This is a genomic window from Pseudoalteromonas citrea, from assembly GCF_000238375.3.
Lineage (GTDB): Bacteria > Pseudomonadota > Gammaproteobacteria > Enterobacterales > Alteromonadaceae > Pseudoalteromonas > Pseudoalteromonas citrea.
This window is the reverse complement of sequence record NZ_AHBZ03000027.1, coordinates 227194-247959: the sequence shown is the minus strand read 5'-3', so window position 1 is coordinate 247959 and position 20766 is coordinate 227194. Positions and strand designations below refer to the sequence as shown.

Here is a 20766-nt window from a genome sequence, read left to right as displayed (position 1 = left end):
ATAACCAATTAGTATTACTTAATACTTATTAGAGTATTAATACAAAATCCAGGCATGAGTAGATACCATAACTATCACTTGATAGTTAAAACCCCACGAAATATACATAAGCAATTGATAATAATATAATTAAATAAAGATGAATATTGAAGTCCAACAAAGCAGAATACCCAAAAAGAAAACGTAACTGATATTTATTAATATTTACGCTGCCAAAAAAGCAACAAACACTCCATATTACAACCTCGCAATGTGTATTATTTGTTAAAACTTTAATGTAAGATTTAATTAAAAGTTAATAACTCTACACATTTCTTTCACAATTGTGGGCGATTATGTAAATAAGCAAAACCAAAAGGATTATGTAGCATGGGAACCTCCAATCCTCTTTTTCCAAAAAGAGATCTCTTACAGTGTGAAGCAGATAGTTTAATAGACTTACTTGCATCGGATGCGATTAATAAACCAGAACAAGAAGTTTTTCAGTTCATGGTAGATAAAGACGAGCCGCCCACAAGTTACAACTATCAGGCTTTAGCAACGGCAATTAGCCAAGTTGCCCAGCAATTGTTGACACAGTCAGTAGCGTTTCAAGATACACAAGATCAAGCGTTAATTGTATTACCGCAGGGTGTAGATTTTGTGACGGCATTTTATGGCTGTATGGCGGCACGGGTAATTGCAGTGCCGTCGTTTCCGCCAAAAAATCAATTGCAAGTAGAACGCCTTGAGTATGCAATGACTGACTTAGGTAATCCGATTGTGATTACCACTAAAGCGATTCAACCATTATTACAAGAACAACTGGTTGGAAAAGAAGTTCGCTGGCTACTCATTGACGACTGTTCGACAGTAGAAGCGCCCCAATTACATGAATTTAAGACTAACAATTCAGATATAGCACTGCTTCAATATAGCTCAGGGACGACAGGTAAACCGAAAGGTGTGATCATTACGAATCAAAACACCCTAGAAAACTCCGAGCTCATTCGCCAAAGCTTTGGCCATCAAGAAAATACTACACGTATGATGTTATGGCTACCACCACACCACGATATGGGTCTGGTTGGCGGCGTAATGCAAGGCGTTTACACAGGCTATCCAACGCTATTAATGCCTACCGATATTTTCTTACGCAGTCAATTTACATGGCTTAAAGCCGTTACCGACTTTAAGGCAACCACAACGGGTGCGCCTAACTTTGCTTTTGACTTGGCCGTTAAAAATATACGCCCAGCACGGTTAGCTGAACTTGATTTATCTTCTCTGGAAAACTTGTTTTGTGGTGCTGAGCCCATTAACGCTCACACCATTACGCAATTTTTTGAAAAATTCTCTCAATGTGGGCTTAAAACCAATGCTTTTCTGCCTTGTTACGGCATGGCTGAAGCGACACTTATGGTGAGTGGTAAACCGCACGGCCAACAATACAAACAGTTATGTATTGATGAACCACTATTAAAGCGAGGTGTCGTTAAACATGTTTCACCAGAAGCTAAGCACAGTCAATGGCTGGTTAGCAGCGGTCTTGTTCACCACTCTCTTAACGCAAAAATAGTTGACTCTGTCACACATACAGAAGTTGCGATGGGCCAAGTCGGGGAAATTTGGCTACAAGGCAGCAGTATTAGCCCTGGGTATTGGCAAGATGAGCCTCGTACTATTGCCAACTTTGGTTTGCAGCTAGATAACTACACGGAGACATATCACCGTACTGGAGATCTGGGCTTTTATGACAATGATGAACTGTTCATCACTGGCCGCTTAAAAGAAGTGATAATTTTACGCGGCGCGAATTTCTACCCACAAGATTTAGAATATGAAGCATCACTTGCTTTTCCTGAGTTAAAAAACTGCCGAAGTGCTGCTTTTTCCATCGCACACGATCAGTGCGAGCAACTCGTTATGGCAATTGAGGTTCCACGTAATATCAGCAACTTTGATGCATTAACAATGACGTTAAATACTCGTCTGATTGAGCGCTTTGGTATCAAAGCGGATCAGGTCCTCTTTTTGCCTCGTAAAACCATCAAAATAACATCATCTGGTAAGTTACAACGTGTCGCAATTAAACACGCATTTGAGCAACAACAACTGCAGAGCTATTTTCATTTCGATGCACAAAAACAGCAGAAAAATGATACTGAAAGTAATGCCTCTACACATATTTTGAACCTACAGAATACTGAAAGTGTTCAACAATGGCTGATCTATCAAGTCACAGAGCTAACAGGGGTACCCAGCGAAAAAATCTCTGCGCAAGATTCACTTGCAAATGTCGGGCTTGACTCTGTGTTAGCAATGGAAATTCTCTTTAGATTAGAACAGAAAACTGGCGTCTACCTCGCACCGGATGTGCTTTACAGCTGCAACACACCCAGCTTACTCGCAGAAAAAATTACCCAAGTAGCAAATAAGAAACCGCAAACGGAGTTAGATTCAACATGCTAAATCTTTCAGTAGACACTGTGTCGGCCAAATTATGCCAGTTCATCGCATCTAGTTACCTAGATGATGATGAACAAGTGGCACCAGATACGCCAATAATAAAACTCAATATTCTGGACTCTGCATCTATTTTTGATGTCGTTGACTTTATCCATCGAGAGTTTTCATTGCGATTACCCGTTATCGATATTCACCCGGACAACTTTGCTTCCGTCGAAGTACTCAGCAAAGTTATTGAACATCACAGCAATAAGGAGGCCACACTATGATCCCTAATCAATGGTATGCAATTTCACGGATCCAAGATGTCAAAAAGAAACCTATCGGCATCAAACGTCTAAACAAGTTACTGGTATTGTACCGCGATACCAAAGGTGAACTGGTTTGTATGGACGATAAATGCCCACATAAAGGCGTTATGCTCAGTCGCGGAAAACAGCACGGTGATATTATTGCCTGCCCTTACCATGGTTTTCAATTTGACCAAAAGGGTGACTGCGTTCACATGCCTGTACTAGGTAAAAATGGTGATGTACCAAAAGGGATGTGTGTCAAAACTTATAAAGTAAAAGAAGAATTTGGCCTTATTTGGTTTTGGTATGGCGATTTAATGCCTGAAAATGACTACCCTGAAGTGCCGATGTTCAAACAGTTCAAAGAGTACAAAGGATACTATTCTTTTTATGGCTGGGATGCGCCAATTAACTATACCCGTTATGTAGAAAGTGTTTGTGAGATTTATCACATTCCATTTGTACATAAAGGATCTGCGATTAATATTTGGGATCCCAAAGGCGGCAAAGTCGACAACTTTGAATGTAAAGTTGACGGGACATTAATTACCAGTGATTTTGTACTTCGCCCAGATGACGAGCGCACGGCAGAAGAAACATTAGTTGCACGTAAACCTTGGACCCGCGGTTGGCAGTTTGGCATTGATGTACAAATGCCTAATCTTGTTTTGATCCGAAGCGATGTTTTCGATGTAATGTTCATTCCAACACCTATCGACGACAATACATGCTGGGTTTGTGTATGTTACCAAGAACCAAAACGTGACTTGTTGTTACCGTTAATTAAACCATTACCAATTCCATTTTGGCGCCCTGTTCGCCCTTGGTACATGTGTCGTATCGAGCGATTTGTACAACAAGATAAAGATATGGCGGTTATTTCATATCAAAACCCGAAAGTGTCTAGTCCAAAAGCCAATCGATTGATCCCTCTAGATAAAGTAAACGCTCACTATATTCGTTTTAGAGAGAAGTTAATTCGCGAAGCCAATGAAGAAAAAGCACTAAAAGCAAAACTGCAAACTAAACCACACACTGATGTCGAGGCACCCTCACTCGAGCAAATCATTGGTATTGAAGAAATTAACTAGAGTAAATGGATTTAACTATGACACAAAACACACTGTCAGCGGCTGATGTTCAGCCGCTTGTTCTCGACATTGTAAAAGAACAAACATGCTATAGCGAGTCTGATTTACTGCTCGACCAAGCGATGGAAGAAGGCTTAGGGATTGATTCAATTATATTAGCCAGTATTGTTGACGAACTTCAGCAACTCTTTGCTTTTGATACCAAACTCAATACGGCAAGCTTCAATACCATCCAAGATTTAGTCGATCGTTGTACAAATGTTGCTGTGACAGCAAAGGGACAACAAAAGCTGTCTAGCTTGGGCGTTACCCATGAAGTTCAAACAGCCCCACAAACATCGCCCAGTGTTGAAGCACAAGCTGCAACAGCGCACCAAACGATGCGAGACTTTGTTGCGGATGGCAGCCCTGATTTATTCAGTAAAGTTAGAAAGTTTAACGATTTTTATGAGTCTCAAGAGCAAGCAGGTAACTTCTGGTACGGTATGCCATTGAGCTCAAAGTGTGAGAACCGTGCCACTATCTTTGATTCATACCAAAATAAAGAACGCGAGTTTTTAATGTTTGCCTCAAATAACTATTTGGGGTTGGCCAACGAGCCTCGGGTTATTAACGCTATTAGTGATGCCGTTAAACAATACGGCGCGACGAATACCGGATGCCGACTGATTGGTGGCACCAATCATTTACACCTTGAACTAGAAGAACGTCTGGCGCGCTTTAAAGGTCGTGAAGCTTGTATAGTTTTCCCTTCAGGCTACTCTGCTAATTTAGGTACTATTTCAGCTTTAATGGGTCCAAAAGATACTATTATCACCGATGTTTATAACCATATGAGTATTCAAGATGGCTGTAAGCTATCAGGTGCTAAAAAGCGTATTTATAAACACAATGACATGGCCTCATTAGAAGAAGTACTTAAAAATTGTAGTGATTCAGACGGCGGTAAACTTATTGTCGCTGATGGCGTATTCAGCATGCATGGTAACATCGTTAAACTCCCTGAAATGGTGCGTTTAGCCCGTAAATACCAAGCACGTATTCTCATTGATGATGCACACTCCACAGGTATTTTAGGCGCAACAGGTTCTGGCACTGCTGAGCACTTTAACCTAAAGCATGAAGTCGACTTAGAACTCGGTACCATGAGTAAAACGCTGGCGGGTATGGGCGGGTTTGTATGTGGTGATAAAGAAGTTATCGACTATCTGCGTTTTTATGCCAACTCATATGTGTTCGCTGCAACTATTCCAGCACACGTTGCCGCGGGATTAATTCAATGTATCGACATCATAGAAACAGAGCCTCAGCGACTGGAAAAGCTGTGGAGTAACGTAAATTACCTCCATAGTGCACTGCGCGAATGTGGTTTTGATACAGGCGAGTCTGAAAGCGCTGTTATTCCAATTGTGATTGGTGATGAAACGCTCACGATGGAGCTTGGTCACCACGTTCGACAACTTGGCATGTTTTGCCAAACAGTGGTGTTCCCTGGCGTGGCGGTCGGTGACGCTAGACTCCGGATCAGTGTGCTTTCACAACATACTAAAGAAGACTTAGATCAAGCAATAGAGATCTTACTTAAAGCCGCACAAGAAGTGGGTTTACCCGGTTTTAATCGCTAAGGAACAGCCATGAACAACACGTTGCCAACAGCGCTGCATAAGGCGCTATTTCATTGGGCTCAATCCCAACCAGAGCAGCCATTTTTATTGGCTGAACCAGTGTGTAGTTACCAACAAGCCGCAAACTATGTGAGCGCCTTGGCAACTGTGCTAATGCCTGCTAAACGAACCGCTATTTGGTTGAATAAAAATAACCACTATGTGCTGAGTATACTCGCCGCGTTAAGTGCTGACTCAGCATATATTCCTATTGATGCAAAGCAGCCTATAAACAGAGTTGAGTTGATCCTAACTGATGGACAAGTAGACACCTTACTCGTCGACGCCGCGCACCTAAACCAAGCGCAGGCTGCATTGCATGCATTTCCACATATAAAACTTATTACCTTGGTCGACACATATGATGCGGCCGCAGACTTCACGCAGTTTGTATGGCATGAGCATATTAGCAATGACCAGAGTCCGCCTGTGTCACACCGCCAAAAAGATGATCTTGCCACCATTTTGTTTACATCAGGGTCAACAGGCAGGCCGAAAGGGGTGAAGTTGTCACTTGGCAACCTGCAACACTTTATTGATTGGACAACTCAATCATTGTCACTTTCCAATCATGATCGATTCTTGAACATCGCCAGTTTTAACTTTGACATTAGTACCTTCGATTTATTTTCAAGTCTCAGTGTTGGTGCCAGTTTATATGTAGCCGATGATGATGCAGCTAAACAACCGCTTAATTTGGCCACGATCCTAAAAGAACAAAGGATCACCACTATGTACACAGTGCCGTCATTACTTAGCTTAATGAATCGCATTGGCTTATGGGAACAAGCTGCACCTCTGAGCCTAACACATGTTATTTTTGCCGGAGAAACCATGCCAAAACCCTGCCTTCAGGCACTGGCAAATAACATCAAAGATTGTACTTTCTATAACTTCTATGGCCCGACAGAAACGAATGTTTGTTTGGCTTATCATGTTACAGATAAAGATATTCTTACTAACACGTCATTGCCTATCGGCTCTCCCATAGGTGATGCACAGGTATGGCTTGTGGATGAGAGCCACCAGCAAGTTACATTAGCCGAAGGTGCCAGTGGCGAACTAGTTGTCAAAGGAAGCTGCGTCACTCAGGGCTATTGTCATGATGCGCAGCGACACACTAGCCACCAACATCACGTACACCACACTGGCGATATTGTACAATTTTCAAACGGTCTTTTTTACTTCCTAGGTCGCAGAGACCGCATGATCAAAGTGGCTGGTTACCGTATTGAACTCGGAGAAATCGAAGCTCAGCTGAGTCACCACCCAGAAATAAAAGAGGTTGCAGTTCGCTTTTGTGATCAATCAACCAAAATTATTGTGACGTACTCACCTCAAGACATATCAAATAAGCCAAGTTCTTTGCAACTCAAAGCATACTGTGCTGAGCAACTTCCCGTATATATGATCCCGCACAAATTTAAAGCGCTTGCACAATTGCCTAAAAATGCCAACGGCAAAATTGATTACCCAGAAATTGCAAAGGTAGACAGTTAAATGACACCGAACACTCCCAGCGCCATTGCACTGCTAGATTGCGCACAACTTGTTGGATCACCGAAAGATGGTTCATTAGCGGTACTTGAAGACCAAAAACAGTACGCCAAATTTGCTATACCACCCATTTATCGTACTGCGATTAACCGCATGCAATTGCCATTATTACAACTAAGCCACAATTTAATCGAGTCGCACCGTAGTACCATTGGGCAAGATCGGACTGATGTGATTTTATGCACGCATGCCGGCACAGATCGACAGTTAGCAAACCATTACCGTGTGAGTGCTAATGCAATGTTAAGGCAATTAATGCAACTAAGCTCAGAGCAAACCGCTGAGCAACTCGCTTCATTATTGCCAACAGAGCTCGGCAGTAGTCACGATAAAGTGGGTGAAATGGCAACCACAATGGCCACGCGAATTGCGCAAAGCTGCAAGTTAACAGGTCGAGCATTTGCTATTGAAGCGGGTAATGAAAGCTTCTGTGAAGCAATCTCACTGGCTTATGACAGCCTCAGAACAAATCAAGCCCAATCTGTATTAATTGCGATTGCAAATGACACATCTGAGCACACAACAACACAACGTTTGGCTGCCAGTGTCATACTATTAAAGCGTTGTGAAACTCCTATTACAGATGCAAAAGGCTATTTAGGTAACGTCTCAACCTGCGAAAGAGAGGCACTTCCTGCACATGCAAAGTCTGCTGATGTACACAGTATTGTGCTTTGTAACCCAAGCGTAGCACCGGTAACAGAACAACTAAAAACCACCATCAATACACACAACATTGAGTTAGACCACCGCGCCAATATATTACCTGATACAGGTATTGTCTGCGCAGCGTTGGTGCTCAACAATTGGCTTAAAAAACCCAATGCTCATGTACAAGCCTTGTTCTCAAATACTCCAGAAGCTCAGACTGCAAAAACGTTTACCGTTAGTCGAGAGTTTAAAACGATTGAGAGTCAAGAAAAAAATACCGTCGTGCTGTGTGACAAACAGATCTGGTTAGCTGACCGTTTTGGCGCAAAAGCTTACTGGCGCGGTTTAACAGATCCAATCGGCGGCATAGCGACGCTCCAACATGAACGTTATGCCGACGGAACCCTCTTTAAAGCAAGCGGTGCACAGCACGATAGTTATTATTGCCACAATACAGCAAAGCTTAACGCCGATGAATTCGACTTACTCGCTCAACCTCAACCAAAAGACGTTTTAGAGCATACACTGCAACAGTGGCAAACGCTCAATTTGCCAAAAAGCGCGAAAGCAATGGTGGTCACCGCGACTAATTTAGGACCCTTTATAGAGCGTCGTAAGTTACTAGCAGCCAAGTTACATAGTCTCTATTCACAGTGTAATGAGATATTAGGCATAGGTAAGAGCGCGGCGCACGTATGCCTGGCGCAATGGCAAGCACAGTTTAATAAAGATGCGCTCAGTGAAGACTTTCAAGCCAGTAATCTAAGTCGCCAAATCGCTGCACACTTTGAGCTAAATGACTGTCAACATCTAGCAATTGAAGCTGCTTGTGCCGGCTCTATTGCAGCACTTGATTGTGCAAAAAACGCGATACTAAGTGGCCGAATAGACGTGGCAATAGTCGCAGCTGTGGAACTCCCCGTTAATTTACATGATCTAAGCTTATGCTCAAGTCAACAAATGTTATCCCACAATGTTATTGCCACATTTTGTGAGGCCGCTGACGGTTTTACACCAGGTGATGGATGCGCACTGGTTATTCTCACAAAACGTCAATTGGCTAAGCAATATAACTGGCCTGTGCTCGCGGAGCTAAACGCCATAGGCTCAAGCACGTTTAGTAAATCAATGATTGCACCTAACAGCGCAGGACAAGTCCACGCGATGGATCATGCTTTTTCTCAAACCTTAGTTAAACCAGCGCATATTGAATTTGTTGAAACTCATGGAACCGGTACCGCTGTTGGCGATGCCGTTGAAGTCGCTGCGATTTCATCAGTCTATGGTCCACGACAACAACATACCTTAAAGCTCGGTGCACTAAAGACGCAGTTTGGGCACACCTTCGCGGTCGCAGGCTTAGCCAGTGTTATCAAAGTGATGTTGAGCTTTGAACATGGCCAAATACCTAAAAACTTAATCAAAGGCGAGTTACGCCATGATTTACAACTGTCAGAACTAGGTTACGACCCAATGCATGATGATAAAGCGTACATCGCACCGAAAGGCATGCGTCATGCCGCCATTAATGGCTTTGGCACAGGCGGCGTCAATTACCACGTGATCATGAGCGACTTTGCTCAATAACAGTAGAGCGCAAGGAAATAATTATGAATTTTGATTTTACCGAAAAACAACAGCGGATCGCTGAGCAAGCAAAAAATATAGCCCTAAAGCTAGACTTAGATGATGTCATACAGCGCGACTTAGCAGGAACATTTTCAAAGCCTTTGTTTAGACAACTGATTAACCAAGGTGTGGGTAAGTGGTTACTGCCTAAAAGCATGAAAGGCGATGACCTCAATGCACTTGAGCTAACCGCTGGCATTGAGTCATTGGCTGAGCACTGTGAAGACTCAGGGCTGATTTTTGCACTCTCTGCTCACCTATGCGCGTGTGTTCACCCAATCAGAGCATTTGCATCCCCAGAGCAACAAACACACTGGTTACCAAAAATTACCAGTGAAGCTTGGGTTGGTGCGCATGCCATTACTGAACCTCAAGCCGGATCTGACATCTACGCAATGACCACAAACGCGCAAAAGAGCGACGAAGGTTATGTCCTCAATGGCCATAAAGACTATATCACCAATGCACCTGTTGCTGATTTTATTGTGGTCCACCTGAGAACTCAAGACCGAGGTAACTACTTCGATTACTCCACTTTTATTCTCCATTCACATGAGTACGGTGTGGCGTTGGCCAAAACGCCTCACAATAAATCAGGGCTACGCACAACAGCGATGGGCGATATTCGTTTTAATGATTGCCAAGTTCCTGAAGACGCATTGATCGGCCGTTTAGGCGCTGGCGCGCCGATCTTTCAAGTTTCCATGGAATGGGAGCGCGTGTGTTTATTCGCACTCTACCTTGGGCAAATGAAACGACAATTACAAAAAACGGCACAGTACGTAAGCCAGCGTCAGCAATTTAATGCGCCATTATCGAGTTATCAAGCGGTACAGCACCAACTCTGTGACATGTACTTAAATTATGAGTCCAGCCGCTTACTTTTGTACAAAGCAGCATGGGCACTTGATAAAGGCGATATCTCTGGTGTTGCCAGCAGCCTAGCAAAAATTACTATTTCAGAGTCAGCAATTAGTAACGGCCAAACAGCCGTCCAGCTGCATGGCGCACAAGGTGTGATCAGTGGTGACATAGAACGCATGCTACGTGATGCCATGCCCAGCGCCATTTTCTCGGGTACCTCTAATGTACTTAAAAACAACATCAGTACAGCGCTTATTAAACGCTTAAAAGCTCAGTGGATTTAAGGAGTTAACTTATGCAAATTCGTATCGGACAAGAAATATTAAGCCGCGAAGCTTTACTTGATAGCGCCGGATTATTAGTAGAATTCTCAAAAGCCAAAGGCGATATGCTCACTTGGAAAAAAGATGACCACCAACATGATGTAATCGACTTAGTTGGTGGATTTGGCAGTACTTTACTCGGTCACAATCACCCAGAACTTGTGCAGACCATGCAAACCTTACTGAGTGCAGACCGGCCTATGTGGGTGCAAGGTGCACAGCGCCCCATGGCACAGCAATTACGCACTGTCTTAGCTGATAAACTCTACTCGGAAACGCAAAAGCATTATCAAATCGTCCTACTAAACACAGGAACAGAAGCCGTCGAAGCTGCATTAAAGCATGCACAATATGAATACTTTCAACGTATCAGTGATGCGCAAAAAAACTGTGCTGAAAACTGGCGCGAGTTTCAAGTACGCTTAGCAAGCAATCATGTAGAGTTGAACGATACCTTCTTTGGTGAGTGCGAGCATTTACTCGAGCAAGAGCCAATAGAAACACTTGATGAACTTAAATCTGCCATTGAATTTCGTAATCAACATGTGTTTAATTTACCCAGCAAAGTGGCCGCATTTAAAGGGGCTTTTCACGGAAAAACACGGGGTAGCTTAGCGACAACCTATAACCGTGATGCCCGCTTACCCTTCATCGCAAATAATGCAGACGCGACGTTTATTGATGACGCCGATGCGTTTATTACTAAATTAAATACTTGGCAAAGCCATTATTGGCATATTGAGTTTGCCCCACTGCGATTGGTTAAAAAGCCTATTAATCAGCTGGCCGCCGTGATCTACGAGCCAATTCAAGGAGAAGGCGGCGTTGTTCCTCTCAGTGCTTCTCATAATGCGTTACTTCGTCATATTAAAGAGCACTACCCAAGCACTGCGATTATTGCCGATGAAATTCAATGTGGACTGGGGCGTACCGGTTCATTTTTAGAAAGTATCGCCAATGACACGCCGAATGATTACATCACGCTCGCTAAATCACTTGGCGGTGGCCTGTGTAAAATATCTGCCCTTGCTGTCGAGAAAAGTCGCTACCATAACGAATTCAGTATGCTACATAGCACAACGTTCTCTGATGATGACTTAAGCAGTGCCGTGGCATTAAAAACCTTAGCGCTACTTGAACGTGACGATATAAAACTCAAAACAATGCAACTTGGCGAACATTTTCTCTGCGCGTTTAATCAGTTAGCTCAAGACTACCCTGATATGATCACCCAAGTACGCGGCAAAGGTTGCATGCTTGGGATTGAGCTTGCCTCGTTCAGCGACCACCCAAGTGCCACTATCTCAAATTTAGACAGTGAAAATGTCCTTTCCATGACCATTGCCGGGTATTTGCTACATAAGCATCATATTCGTGTATTGCCATCGTTGGGTAAACGCAAAGTATTAAGAATGCAGCCTTCAGGGTATTTTGATAGTGCCTTAATCAGCAAGGTGGTAGACGCCTTTCGACAAGCTTTTGATTTAATTAGAAGCCACCAAATCGCGCCTCTATTATCACACTTGATCCACAGCGATTTAGCATTAACACCATTTAGCAAAATAATGAATCACCCTCAGCGTGACGAAACAATAGCAACAGGTGTCGATAAAGTGGCGTTTATCAGTCACCTTATCGACCAAGATAGTCTGAATGAAATCGACCCTGGTTGGGAAGTCTTTGATGAGTATGAGCAAGAAGAGCTTAATCAGCATATATTGCCCGTCACACTTCCTAGCATTTTGGCACGTAGGCTCGTCACATCAAGTACCGGTAAACAAATTGAATTGGTCTTATTCGGGATTCAAATGGATGCCGAAAGCATTGAAGCCGACAGGCGCTTTAACCAAGCTAAGATTATTCGTTCACAAGTGCACGAAGCGTATCGATTGGCCAGAGAGGAAGGCTGCAAATTAGTTGGGTTTGGAGGGTATACCTCGATTGTAACTAACAACTGCTGTGATTTCACATTTAACACTCCAGCCGCAACATCAGGTAACGCCTTAACGGTTGCTGCCAGCATTAATACCATTTTAAGTAGTGCGCAACGCCATGGTATCGAGCTTAGCAAAGCCACAATCGCAGTGTGTGGTGCGGCCGGAAACATAGGTCAAGTTCACAGTGCCGTACTCGCTAAATACTGTCAGTCATTATTACTCATTACTCGTGCTGGCAGCACCAGTAATATGAATAAAACCTTAGATATTATTTGTGAGAACTTATATCAAGCCGTTGATCAACAACAAACTGGCGGTCAGCTTCTTAAGGTATGCCGTGATTGGCTAGCACCCCGTTTAGGCTCAGAAGAGCCACAAATCCTGATCAGAGAACTCAAGAGCATTTTACTTGCTCGACAACTGCTCCTAGTCAGTGAACAATTTGAAACCTGTAAAACGGCCGATGTCATTGTGAGTAATACAAGTAGCCCGACAACCGTCTTTACACCCAACTACATCGCTCAACATAAACCGGTATTGATAAGTGATGTTGCTGTGCCAAAAGATGTGCCAGAAGACATAGTTTTAATCCGCCCTAACGTCAAATTGATACGTGGTGGCGTGGTGAATTTATCCCACAATCCTAATTTCACCTTACCGGGGATGTTGCTACCCAGTGGACAAGTTTATGCCTGCTGCGGCGAAACCATGTTACTGGGCTTAGCGGGTACTTTTAGTCACTTTAGCATGGGCGCATTAACCTGCTCTCAAGTTGAGCAAGTGCAAGCCTTAGCTGCAATTCATGGATTTGAACTGGATCAGGAGAAACCGCAAAATGACGCTTTGCAAGCCGCTAGCTGATCTGGTTGCTGAGTGTATTGAGTTAGCAAAACTCGTCCCCTCATCTCATAATTGCCAACCATGGCAGGTGCAATGGTACGCGCAAAGCGTGCCATTTGATGGCCGTCTGCAAATAGGGTTTGATCAGCGCAATATTATAAATGCGCTACCTGCACTGCAAAATGAGATGTGGATGAGTCTTGCTGGGTTCAGTGCCGTATTAATAAACCTACTTGAATCAGCTGGGGTCACGTGTGTGGTATCGAGCCCCATTAAACCTAAGGTTAACTATGCTCCTTGTGAGCACGCTTATATTTTAGAAGCACACATAACGTACTACCCTGAGCGTGCTAACCACACCAGATTTAATCAAATTAAGTCTTTATTAAAGCAGCGTTATACCTACCGAGGTGCACTGACGGGGGGCACTAAGTTGGCGCCCCATGATCGTATTTTATCTACAGTGCTTTGGCATAGTTCGCACATTGAGTGGCAAAGCATCGAAGGTGACAAGCACCAGCAAACTGCCGATTTAGTTGCTCGCTTTGCCAGCCAAGACTTTAAGCATGCTAAAGCATGGCAAGAAACCTATGCATTTATAGACTTTTCTAAAACGCCCGGTGTTAACGCGGAGCGCGGTTTTAACATCCAGCAATTAATGGGGCCTATGTCTCTGATCAAACGTCGCGCACACCAGTTGTTGCTCAATCCATTATCAATGAGAGTACTCGCTAAACTGGGTGTAGCGGATCGCATGGCACAAGTATTAAGCCAATTGACCGCACAAAGCAGTCAAATCATTTGCCTATGCCAAAGCAATTCACAAAGCACCTTTGATTGGTTATCTGCAGGTCAAAAGATGATTGAAATGTGGCTTCAAGCGACCGCCCAAGGCCTTGGTATTCATCCACTGAGTGTTTTATTGCAACACCCTGAAGCAAAAGCCGCGCTGCATGAACAGTTAGGCGCAGAACATACTCCTCTGTTTATTGCTCGCGTTGGAAAAAGTGATGCTGACCCAAAATTTATTTCCCAATTTAGATATCGTGCTGCATTACCGCACATATTAAAACAACACTAAAAGGACCATTATGAAACAACTTGCTTTTCTTTTTCTTTGCTTAGCTTCATTTGTGAGTACAGCAAAGACCGATTTACCGCTGGGTAAATGGATAGACAGTGCTGAGCGTATTTTACGTGCACAAACCTCCGCTTCGGTCCTAACTATGAACATTAATAAGGCCGAATATCAAAGAGACTTTACCCTACTGGTGCTTACTGATGACCGTGATGATGCGCAAAAAGTAATGGTGCGAATGCTCGGACCTGCTTTATGGCGTGGCAATATGACCCTAAAAGTAGATGAGCGAATTTCATTTTTTGAACCGCGAAATAAACGCACCACAGTGATGAGCAGCTCGATGCTTGCTTCTAGCTGGATGGGCAGCCACTTCAGTAATGATGATTTAATGCGTGAAACAGATCTGGCTCAACACTATGCCTATCGCGCACAAAAAACGTGGAATAAACAAACTCGTAACTATCACCTAGTTGAGCTTACACCACTGCCATCAGCACCAGTTGTATGGGGCAAAGTCTTATATACGCTCTACATTGAAGAAGGTCGAGTTTACCCAGAGCAAGTAACGTATTTTCGCCGCAAAGATGACCCTCAACCAGAGCGTACACTGACGTATTCAGATATTAAAGATATGGATGGCATGAAAGTACCTACCATGATGGAAATGCGCGTCACTGATAAACCAGATGAATATACTCGTATGCACTATCAAAAAATTAAATTTAACACCGACCTTGCCGCCAGCAAGTTCTCAGAACAAGCTTTTTTGTAAGGAGGCAGCATGGGACTATTTATCAGACTCGCGTGGCGAAATTTGTTACGAAATCGAAAAAGAAGTACGGTAACGGCGCTCGGTATTACGCTCGGGATCGGCTTTTGTATTACTACTTTAGCCATCATGGACGGTTTAAGTAATGATTTGATCACTGGCACGACAGCAGGTCAAGTAGGTCATATCCAAATCCACCAAAAAGACTATTTAGCCAAACGTCAGCTGCAGCAGACCATTGCTAATAATACTGAATTGCTGCAAAGCGTGCGCCAAAACTCGCAAATTACTGCTGCAGCAGCACGTATCTATAGCTTTGGTTACTTGAGTAAAGACAACAAGTCCGTGGGCGTGAGCTTATTTGGCGTAGAACCCGACCATGAACAGCGTGTCACGACATTAGCTGAACAAATGGTCAGTGGTACATTTTTGAGCACACCAACCCCCTGGCCTCTAGGACAAGCACTAAATGACGAGCAAAAGCAGCTAGATGAGCAGCTTACAGCGCAAGCTGTGGCTGACGCTTTTGCTGAACTTGATGGGCTTTTTTCAGACAATAGCTCAACGCAACAACAGACCAATCAACTCATTGATACCCTTGCCCCATTACCTGATGTACCACCTAAGGTTATTTTAGGTGTAAAGCTTGCTAAAAACCTGCAAGCCGATGAGGGTGACATCGTCACACTTTTGTATGAAACGTCTTTAGGTGCACAGCAATCCTTGCAGCTCGAAGTTGCAGGCACAAGCCGCCAAGGCACCGATTTAATAGACAGAACCCGTATTGTATTTCACTTACAAGATCTACAAAAATTGTTGCAGCTACCCAATCAAAGTCATGAAATTGCGATAAAAACCTATGACTTAGCAACTGTCGTACAGGTCAGTGATTCCGTCTCAGAGGCTATTTCAGTGCATGAGCAGCAACTTAGCGTGCAAACTTGGTCAGAGTTACGTCCGGATATATTAGCGTTGATCCAATCCAACCAAGCACTCATGGGCACCTTAGTATTTATCATCTTCCTCATTGCCGGTGTCGGCGTAATGAACGCAATGCTAGTGAGTGTGATGGAACGTCGTAAGGAGCTTTGTCTACTCAAAGCATTAGGTTTGAAAGGCAACAATGTCGTTTGGCTTGTCACCGTGGAAACCCTCATGCTGACATTGGTCGCATCTATTGCAGGCCTTATCATGGGCATCGCCCTTGGCAGCTACTTGCAACACTACGGCTGGGATATAAGCCAGTTTGGAGAATTTAGCCTTGCAGGTGTTGGCATGACCAGTGCGCTTAAAGCCAAGCTCACTTTAGACAACTTACTGACGCCTGTTGTCGTGATGTTCATCATTGCACTGTTAGCAGCGCTATACCCCGCTCTATCTGCGGCTCGACTAATCCCAGCACAAGGAATGAGAAGCTCATGATCCACAAGCTTGCATTACGAAATCTATTAAGGAATAAACGACGTTCCTCTCTCACCTCAGTGATCATTGTATTCGCGTTTAGCATGATGATTCTTTTTATGGGCCTATCCGACGGTGGGCATAAAGCCATGATCGATATAGGTGTAAGAATGGGTCTTGGCCATATTATTGTGCAACACGATTCATACAGTGATGATCCAGCACTGCAGCATTTGATTGCCAAGCCTGAACAAGTAATAGAACAGATAACACAGCAGTACCCAACACTGACTGCCGTTACACGGTTACGGGTAGACGCATTAATTCAAGCGGGGCGACATGGCGTGGCGTTAACGATTTCAGGCGTACAACCCAATAAAGAAAACCAAGTATCAGCAATCGCAGATCAAAAAGCCATTATTGCAGGACAAACATTGCCGCAGTTCAGTCAGGATCAACAGATGCAACGCTTGGGTGGCATTGTCATCGGAGAAACACTGGCAAAAAACCTCGAAGTACGGATTGGTGATACCGTAACAATCACCGCAAAACCAGCCAGTGGAGCCGATCTTGCGCGCTCTGCATTTATGGTTGCTGGCATCTTTAAAACTGGCTTACACGAGATTGATACCTTTTGGGCTGAAGTACCTTTAACGTCACTGCAAACTCTCCTTGAAGTACCAAACTCTGCCAGTCAAATCGCGTTATATAGCCAAGCAAACCCGGAAACTTTAGCTGCAATTACACAACAGTTAACAACTGCCTTGAGTGACTATGATGTACAACCTTGGCAAACAGCCGCCCCTGAGCTTTATTCTGCGGTAACCCTCGATGCCGCTGGCATGTACTTGCTGATGTTAATCGTCTATGTCGTTGTTGCTGTTGGTATTCTAAATACCGTATTAATGTCCACATTCAGACGCCAAAAAGAATTTGGCATGATGATAGCTTTGGGTTCTCGTGCCAGCACGGTCTCTAAGGTCGTGTTATTAGAAGCGGTTTATCTCAGTGCTTTTTCGCTTTCTATTGGACTGGCGCTTGGCCTATGGGGTCATTATCACTTCGCAACTGAAGGGCTCAATTTTAAAGAAGTCTTTGGTACAGCCATGGAAGCGGGAGGCGTATTGTTACCTGAAAAATTCTACTCCATTCTTGATACCAGCAAGCTGACATTGAGTGTGCTGTTTGTTTTCCTACTAACCATTATTGTTACTCTGATCCCTGCTATTCGTGCAGGTCATCGTTCACCACTTGCCGCAACCCAAGATGCCTAAAGGAATAACCATGATTAAATTAACCAAAATAAATAAAATTTTCGCTGACAAACATCAATCTTTTCATTGTTTAAAAGACATTGACTTAACCATCAATCAAGGTGAGTTCACGGTCATTGCAGGACCATCTGGTTCGGGAAAATCAACCCTATTGAATATTATGGGGATGTTAGACAAACCGACTTCTGGTAATTACCAATTTGATGATAATGATGTTGCCAAATTTAGCAGTAATAAATTGGCAGACATCCGTCGCGACAAGATTGGCTTTGTGTTTCAAGCATACAACTTAATGCCAGTGCTGACTGCGTTAGAAAACACTGAAATGATTATGGAGTTTTCAGGAGTCAGTAAAAAAGAGCGCAAACAACGCGCCATTGAAACACTTGAAGCCGTGGGGTTAGGTGAATTTAAAAATCGTTTCCCGGCACAATTAAGCGGTGGGCAACAACAACGTGTTGCGGTTGCTCGTGCCATTGCTGCAAAACCATTATTGGTTATCGCTGACGAACCAACCGCTAATTTAGATTCTCAGTCAACAGAGAGCTTATTAGATTTAATGGTCTCTTTAAATGAAAAGTTGGGGATCACCTTTATATTCAGCTCACATGATCCTCGAGTTATCGAGCGTGCACACCGCGTTATTCACCTTCAAGATGGCAAAGTTATGCGCGATGAACAACTGGAAAATGTAACCGCAGGGCAACCTCAGGCTGCGATGTCATCGTGATAAAAAGTGTACTTATTAGTGCCTGCATTTTAATGCAGGCATCCAGTTTGGCATTTGAAGATGACCTAGACATGCTACTCGGTGAAGCACCTGCTGAACAGCAAAAGTGGTCTGGTGTATTTGAAGCCAATTTACTCGCGTTAGATGGTGAAACACAATCCGCAATCGGTACTAACCAATTCGCCCGGTTAGAGTCATACACTCAACTAGGAGAAGGCCAATGGGTCAACCATGCGCAAATCGATTTTGATTATATAAATCATCGCTGGGCGCTACCTATGTTTGCGCGCGCAGAGGTTGCTGACCGAGCGTTCGATTTAGAATGGCAAGACAGTCAAAGTCATCACCAATGGCATATGCAGCTAGACTGGAGCTACTGGCAGCACAGCTTTTCTAACAGTAGCCTCACCGTCGGTCGACAGCCTATTACATTAGGATTGGGCCGTGTGTTTTCGCCTACGGATCCGCTTGGGGCATTTAACGTATTTGACTTAGACAGGCTCTATAAAAGTGGCGTTGATGCAATTAAATATGACTATTTCCTCAATAGTTCAGTGCAAACGCAAAGTATTGCTACGGTTAATAACCATGACCACCTGCAACTACTGCAAACAATCAAAGGCAGCTTAGCGCAAGGTGTTTGGTTAATTACACTGGCACACAGAGAAGAGCAAAAATATGTTTCTATCAGCGCACAGCACTACATTGAAGGGCTTGACGTTGATGGTTATGCCGAATATCTATATGGCAACCTGTCAGATAGCAGTGAAACGGTGTTTGAGCAAGATACGCATCAGCGCATGCTACTTGGGATAAGCACAAAAGTGGGTGCCAACGGTATGCTCGCGGTTGAGTGGTTACAACAAACACTCGCGGCCAATACTCAGTCAGATTATGCACTGTGGCAACAACGCTACGAGCGCAGCAATATAACTAATTTAGGCATTGCAAAGCGCTACTTGGCAGTATCTTATGCCGATGAATGGAGTGACCTTACGCGTTACGAATTACTCGCAATGCAAAACCTCATCGACGACCACGTAAACATTTCAGCAGTGATCACCCACTCTGCAAGCGACAATCTGCAAGTGCGGTTTGCGCTGGCTTATACCCCTTCTTCGGGGCCAATTAACAGCGAGTTTGAACAGTTTTCTGATCTTGTTCAACTCGGCCTTCGTTATTATTTTTAAGGCTAAATAATGCAATTAACCACTTTAAAAAAACTCATTTTTGATAAGAACATCTTTGCGTTTTTGCGCTTAGGTAAACAAGTAGACACGGTATATCGCACTAGTTTTGTGACCGCAGCCAATTCAAGTGGTCTGTTAAATAGCTTAAATCAAGGTGAGCAAAGCCTGATTGAGCTACAACAACAACTCACCATTGGTGATAATAAACGTGATGCCTTAGAAGCTTGGTTAGAGTGTGGCGTGCGCTTAGGTGAATTAGGGTTTCGTTCAGGCCGCTATCGACTTAAGGGAAAACTCAGTCGTCATTTGGCCAAACAAGAAAATCAAATCGCTGCGGCCATGTTTGAAGAAGCCATTCGCTATCATTACGACGCTCTGCTCAGCGCACCGGTGCGAATGAAACAAGACAATGCGTATCAGCTGTCAGACCAAGACGGTAAAGTCATCGCACAATCATCACAAATACTAGAACCGTTCGTCGAAGAAGCCATTGAGTGGAGCCTAAAGCACACTCAACCTGCTACGATTTTGGAAGTGGGCTGCGGCGCTGGTAAATACCTCGTGTATTTACGTAACCGGTTAGCTAACAGTGAAATCACCGCAATTGATTACCAAGCCGATGTCGTTGCCCAAGCAAATCAAACATTACTAAAGAGTAACATTAAAGACATAGACTTACGTCACCAGTCTTTCTTCGATATGCAGGGTGAGTCGCTCTATGACTTAATAACTTTGCATAACAATATTTATTACTTTACTGAAGAGCAACGTCAAACCGTACTTGCCCATGCACATAAATTACTCAAGCCCGGTGGACAGCTCTTAATGACCACCAGCTGTCAAGGCGGTAGCAGTGCCATTACCGCGCTCAACCTGTGGTTCAGTTTAAGTGATGTCGGCGGAGCATTGCCTGAAGTGGCGCAATTAAAGCAATCGCTTCAACACTCAGGTTTTACCCAAGTAAACAGTAAACGATTAATGCCTGGTGAAAGCTACTTTGCATTCTTGGCACAAAAATAAGTCA

At 43.8% G+C, this 20766-nt stretch carries 15 protein-coding genes; all 15 read left to right on the top strand.

Going from position 1 to position 20766, the window contains the following annotated elements:
* Positions 1-369: 369 nt before the first annotated feature.
* From PCIT_RS19280 to PCIT_RS19210, 15 genes are read left to right on the top strand one after another with little or no spacing between them, the layout of a single operon-like run.
* Entirely contained in the window at positions 370-2451 is a 2082-nt protein-coding gene (locus PCIT_RS19280; protein ID WP_010362071.1) for an AMP-binding protein, read from the top strand.
* Positions 2445-2717: a hypothetical protein gene (locus PCIT_RS19275; protein WP_010362070.1), complete on the top strand. Its 273-nt coding sequence runs from the start codon at positions 2445-2447 to the stop codon at positions 2715-2717. Before PCIT_RS19280 ends, PCIT_RS19275 begins: the two co-directional genes overlap by 7 nt.
* Positions 2714-3832: a Rieske 2Fe-2S domain-containing protein gene (locus tag PCIT_RS19270; protein ID WP_010362069.1), complete on the top strand. Its 1119-nt coding sequence runs from the start codon at positions 2714-2716 to the stop codon at positions 3830-3832. The genes PCIT_RS19275 and PCIT_RS19270 overlap by 4 nt, the downstream gene beginning before the upstream one ends.
* 17 nt (positions 3833-3849) lie before the next feature.
* Positions 3850-5457, top strand: a complete 1608-nt coding sequence (locus PCIT_RS19265; protein ID WP_010362068.1) for an aminotransferase class I/II-fold pyridoxal phosphate-dependent enzyme — start codon at positions 3850-3852, stop codon at positions 5455-5457.
* A 9-nt stretch (positions 5458-5466) separates the two neighbouring features.
* Positions 5467-6996: an AMP-binding protein gene (locus PCIT_RS19260; RefSeq protein WP_010362067.1), complete on the top strand. Its 1530-nt coding sequence runs from the start codon at positions 5467-5469 to the stop codon at positions 6994-6996.
* The gene (locus tag PCIT_RS19255; protein ID WP_010362066.1) at positions 6997-9291 is read left to right on the top strand and encodes a polyketide synthase; all 2295 of its coding nucleotides are present in this window, start codon (positions 6997-6999) and stop codon (positions 9289-9291) included. It abuts the gene before it with no gap.
* A gap of 23 nt (positions 9292-9314) precedes the next feature.
* Entirely contained in the window at positions 9315-10481 is a 1167-nt protein-coding gene (locus tag PCIT_RS19250; RefSeq protein ID WP_010362065.1) for an acyl-CoA dehydrogenase family protein, read from the top strand.
* Between the two features lie 11 nt (positions 10482-10492).
* Complete coding sequence (locus PCIT_RS19245; protein WP_010362064.1) at positions 10493-13318, top strand: aminotransferase class III-fold pyridoxal phosphate-dependent enzyme; 2826 nt, start codon at positions 10493-10495, stop codon at positions 13316-13318.
* On the top strand, positions 13293-14378 hold the full coding sequence (locus PCIT_RS19240; protein ID WP_010362063.1) for a nitroreductase family protein: 1086 nt from the start codon (positions 13293-13295) through the stop codon (positions 14376-14378). The genes PCIT_RS19245 and PCIT_RS19240 overlap by 26 nt, the downstream gene beginning before the upstream one ends.
* A gap of 10 nt (positions 14379-14388) precedes the next feature.
* Positions 14389-15150, top strand: a complete 762-nt coding sequence (locus tag PCIT_RS19235) for an outer membrane lipoprotein-sorting protein (RefSeq protein ID WP_010362062.1) — start codon at positions 14389-14391, stop codon at positions 15148-15150.
* Between the two features lie 9 nt (positions 15151-15159).
* Entirely contained in the window at positions 15160-16569 is a 1410-nt protein-coding gene (locus PCIT_RS19230; RefSeq protein WP_010362061.1) for an ABC transporter permease, read from the top strand.
* Positions 16566-17822: an ABC transporter permease gene (locus PCIT_RS19225; protein WP_010362060.1), complete on the top strand. Its 1257-nt coding sequence runs from the start codon at positions 16566-16568 to the stop codon at positions 17820-17822. The genes PCIT_RS19230 and PCIT_RS19225 overlap by 4 nt, the downstream gene beginning before the upstream one ends.
* 10 nt (positions 17823-17832) lie before the next feature.
* Entirely contained in the window at positions 17833-18552 is a 720-nt protein-coding gene (locus tag PCIT_RS19220) for an ABC transporter ATP-binding protein (RefSeq protein WP_010362059.1), read from the top strand.
* Between the two features lie 47 nt (positions 18553-18599).
* A complete protein-coding gene (locus PCIT_RS19215; RefSeq protein ID WP_238348044.1) occupies positions 18600-19742 on the top strand; it encodes a hypothetical protein in 1143 nt (380 codons plus the stop codon).
* A gap of 9 nt (positions 19743-19751) precedes the next feature.
* The gene (locus PCIT_RS19210) at positions 19752-20762 is read left to right on the top strand and encodes a class I SAM-dependent methyltransferase (RefSeq protein WP_010362057.1); all 1011 of its coding nucleotides are present in this window, start codon (positions 19752-19754) and stop codon (positions 20760-20762) included.
* The last annotated feature ends 4 nt before the right edge of the window (positions 20763-20766 follow it).

Bases quoted from the DNA above. Each gene is read 5' to 3' on its own strand.
- PCIT_RS19265 (WP_010362068.1), top strand. From the start codon at position 3,850: ATGACACAAAACACACTGTCAGCGGCTGATGTTCAGCCGCTTGTTCTC.
- PCIT_RS19275 (WP_010362070.1), top strand. From the start codon at position 2,445: ATGCTAAATCTTTCAGTAGACACTGTGTCGGCCAAATTATGCCAGTTC.
- PCIT_RS19210 (WP_010362057.1), top strand. From the start codon at position 19,752: ATGCAATTAACCACTTTAAAAAAACTCATTTTTGATAAGAACATCTTT.
- PCIT_RS19260 (WP_010362067.1), top strand. From the start codon at position 5,467: ATGAACAACACGTTGCCAACAGCGCTGCATAAGGCGCTATTTCATTGG.
- PCIT_RS19255 (WP_010362066.1), top strand. From the start codon at position 6,997: ATGACACCGAACACTCCCAGCGCCATTGCACTGCTAGATTGCGCACAA.
- PCIT_RS19225 (WP_010362060.1), top strand. From the start codon at position 16,566: ATGATCCACAAGCTTGCATTACGAAATCTATTAAGGAATAAACGACGT.
- PCIT_RS19245 (WP_010362064.1), top strand. From the start codon at position 10,493: ATGCAAATTCGTATCGGACAAGAAATATTAAGCCGCGAAGCTTTACTT.
- PCIT_RS19250 (WP_010362065.1), top strand. From the start codon at position 9,315: ATGAATTTTGATTTTACCGAAAAACAACAGCGGATCGCTGAGCAAGCA.
- PCIT_RS19230 (WP_010362061.1), top strand. From the start codon at position 15,160: ATGGGACTATTTATCAGACTCGCGTGGCGAAATTTGTTACGAAATCGA.
- PCIT_RS19220 (WP_010362059.1), top strand. From the start codon at position 17,833: ATGATTAAATTAACCAAAATAAATAAAATTTTCGCTGACAAACATCAA.
- PCIT_RS19270 (WP_010362069.1), top strand. From the start codon at position 2,714: ATGATCCCTAATCAATGGTATGCAATTTCACGGATCCAAGATGTCAAA.
- PCIT_RS19235 (WP_010362062.1), top strand. From the start codon at position 14,389: ATGAAACAACTTGCTTTTCTTTTTCTTTGCTTAGCTTCATTTGTGAGT.
- PCIT_RS19280 (WP_010362071.1), top strand. From the start codon at position 370: ATGGGAACCTCCAATCCTCTTTTTCCAAAAAGAGATCTCTTACAGTGT.
- PCIT_RS19240 (WP_010362063.1), top strand. From the start codon at position 13,293: ATGACGCTTTGCAAGCCGCTAGCTGATCTGGTTGCTGAGTGTATTGAG.